The following is a 2,832-nucleotide window of genomic DNA, read 5'->3' as shown; positions in this document are numbered from 1 at the left end:
AGGGAGTTCAATACGTTGCGGTGAAGTACAGCGAGCGACTCGCCGCCGAGGGTGCGGTCGCGTCGGTCGGCTCAACCGGTGATTCCTACGACAACGCGATGGCCGAAGCGTTCAACTCGTTGTTCAAAGCCCCGAGTGCGTCCGCAATCCTCACCTACCCGGCCGTGACGGTCCGTGGCGCGGCATCGACGACGTCGAGATCGCCGTCGCCGAGTACATCGACTGGTAAAACCACCGCCGGCTGCACGGGGAGCTCGGGACGGTCCCTCCCGTGGAGTACGAGGCCCGGTTCAGCACTCACCCCGTCGCGGCTGGTGCCTGACCAGCGTGGCTTCCCGCCCTCCATCGAACCCGGGCCTTGACACGGAGAGCAAATCGAGTCAGAGCGCGGTCCTGTCGCTGCTGCGAGGGTCCCGCACGTGGTGCCCTCTGTAGAAGCTGCCGTCGAGGGCGCTGGAGCGCCAGGGACGTGCCAGGTCCAGCGCGATGTGGAACTCCAGGTCCGTGCGGTCCAGGTCGGCGAGGACGATCTCCTCACCAGCGGACGCCGCCGCCAGAGACGTCCCGTCGGGGCCGAAGAGTTCCGAGGGCACGAGGTGGTGGGTCTGGGCGACGGAGCAGACGGCGACCCAGTAGTTGTTGATGGCGGCCAGGGCTCGCGCCCTGGTCCGGAAGATCGCGTCGACGGGGTAGGTGGGCAGGAGCAGGCAGTCCACCCCGAGGGTGGCGTACTCGCTGAACACCTCGAGGAAGTTGATCTCCACGCACACGGCGATGCCGAAGCGGTACCCGTCGACCTCGAACACCGTCGGCTCGGTCCCGGGGGTGTAGAGATGCAGGGTCTCGGTCGCCGAGCAGAAGCGCTTGTCGTAGCGGTCCACCACCTGCCCGGTGTCGGAGATGATGTACACGCTGTTGTGCGGTCGGTGCGGAGGCGTCAGCGGGTGGGCGGAACCCAGGACCACCCACACTCCGAGCTCGGCCGCGAGATCGGCCACGGCCTGCGTCTCCGCCCGCACCGTCGGCCAGTCCGTGTCCGCGAGGGCGTGGACCTGCTCCTTGGCGTACCCGAGAGGTGGCCTTCGGGGAACAGCACCAGCCGCGCTCCCTCCGCCGCGGCGGTGCGCATGAGCCGGCGGGTCACCTCGCCGTTGCGGTGGGGGTCCGGGCTGGCGTCGGGCTGGGTGACGGCGATGCGGAGAGTGCTCACACGCCCAGTCTGTCGGCGCGAGATGACGTCGAGGTGGACGCCCGGCGCGGTGGCGGCGCGCGATCCCCGGTCGTTCGTCACGCACGACCGCGCGGGTTCCCAGGACCACGCGGATCGCGGCACGACCGGGAGGCCGAGGGGCCGCTGATCTGCGTGTCCACCACCGTCTCGTGGTGGAGGATCACCGGCTCAGGTTCCGAGCGGAACGAGGGCGCCGCAGGCGCCTGACTCCGCAGCGTCGAGCACGACGGCTGCGACACTCGCCCGGCTGGTGGAGGCGGGGAGGAGCCGTCGAGGAACCCCTTCGTGGGCGACCGACCGGGGCTACGCGCCGCCTGGGCGGTCGATCGGCGGACCGGGGATCGGCCCGCGACGCAGTTGCACCTCACCGCTGGAGAACGCCAGGAACGGCTTCTTGGACGTGTGACCCAGCTGCGGTAGGGGCACTGCGGTGAACGGGTCTCAGCCGGTGGGCCCGTCGTCGGTGCGCAGGGGCCGGAAGCACCAGGAAGCGCTGAGCCAGGCCGTTGCCACCGCGGCTGCCGTGGCGAGGACGGTGCCCGCCAGGTGGACCGGGCCTGGCGGCAGGCTCCACGCCGCGGCGGCGGCGATGAGCGCGCCACAGCACACCGCCAGCACCGCTCGGGCCAGGACGATGTGCTCACGCACCAGGTGGACGGCCAGGCATCCGCCGACCGTGCCGCTGACGAGGCCGGAGGCTGCACCGAACAGCGCACCGAAGGGAGCCCCGTAGAACACGCCGAGAGCCAGCTCGGATCCCGTGCTCAGCTCGGGATCGCCGACCAGCGCCAGGGCGCCGGTGACGGCCCCGCCGACGGTACCCAGCAGCGTGCCCGCCAGAGCGGTTCGACGGGTGCCGGCCCACCGCTGAGCTTGTTCGTGCCTGTCCATGGGAGAGGGCTCCTCAGGGTGGAGACCACGCGAGCGCGGTACGCGGTGGGCGATGAGCTGGGAACATCGTGGCACTCGTGGCTCACCACCGGAGTCGAAGACCGAGTTCGAGTGTCCGAGCCGACGGCGCGATCGTCGTCACGACCGCCGGGCCGTGGCCGCGCGGATCGCGGCACGGCCGTGCGTTCAGCACCGCGGCCCGAGCGCGCTGCTCGCGACCAGCGGCGCGGAGACGTCAGGACGGCGGTGTCGTGTCCTGCGGCTGGCCTTCGAGCCGGGGATCGGCGAGGACGGCGTCGAGGAGCACGCGTGGGCCGGCGATGTAGGTGTAGTCCTGGTCTAGGTCGGTGAGGACCAGCCAGGACCGGTCGAGGGGCCAGAGCAGGCTGGGGCTGTGCCGCTCGAACCAGCGCTGGTCCTGGTACCGCCAGGTCCGCCCGAAGGTTCGCAGCGCGTCCAGCGGGGCGGTCAGCAGCAGGTAGCTGCGCGAGGAGACCCGCAGGCGGGGCGTGGAGTTCAGCAGCCAGGAGGAGAACGCCGGGTCCTGGGGTGGCTCGACGTGGTGGGGGTCGCCGGAGAACTGGACGCCGGGCCCGCCGGTCACCCAGGTCAGGGAGTCGTCGACGGCGATGAGGCAGCGGGTGCTGGAACCGGAGTACCGGGCGAGGTGGCTCAGCAGGGCGTCCCACCCGGTGTCGCCCAGTTCGCCG

General features: G+C 71.2%; 2 protein-coding genes and 1 pseudogene. All 3 read right to left on the bottom strand.

Annotation, left to right across the window (positions count from 1 at the left end; translation table 11 throughout):
- Window positions 1-380: 380 nt before the first annotated feature.
- Window positions 381-1,019 carry a carbon-nitrogen hydrolase family protein gene (locus GTR02_RS21095; protein ID WP_166609434.1) on the bottom strand — a complete coding sequence of 213 codons (639 nt, stop codon included), beginning with the start codon at window positions 1,017-1,019 and terminating at the stop codon, window positions 381-383.
- 653 nt (window positions 1,020-1,672) lie between these two features.
- Window positions 1,673-2,122 carry a hypothetical protein gene (locus GTR02_RS21090; protein WP_166609433.1) on the bottom strand — a complete coding sequence of 150 codons (450 nt, stop codon included), beginning with the start codon at window positions 2,120-2,122 and terminating at the stop codon, window positions 1,673-1,675.
- 235 nt (window positions 2,123-2,357) lie between these two features.
- Window positions 2,358-2,832, bottom strand: a pseudogene (locus tag GTR02_RS21085) (hypothetical protein); the annotation flags it as partial.

It is taken from the genome of Kineococcus siccus (assembly GCF_009906795.1).
In the GTDB taxonomy this organism is placed as follows: Bacteria; Actinomycetota; Actinomycetes; order Actinomycetales; family Kineococcaceae; genus Kineococcus; species Kineococcus siccus.
Note: the sequence above shows the minus strand (reverse complement) of the source record. Positions and strands in the feature narration are given on the sequence as shown.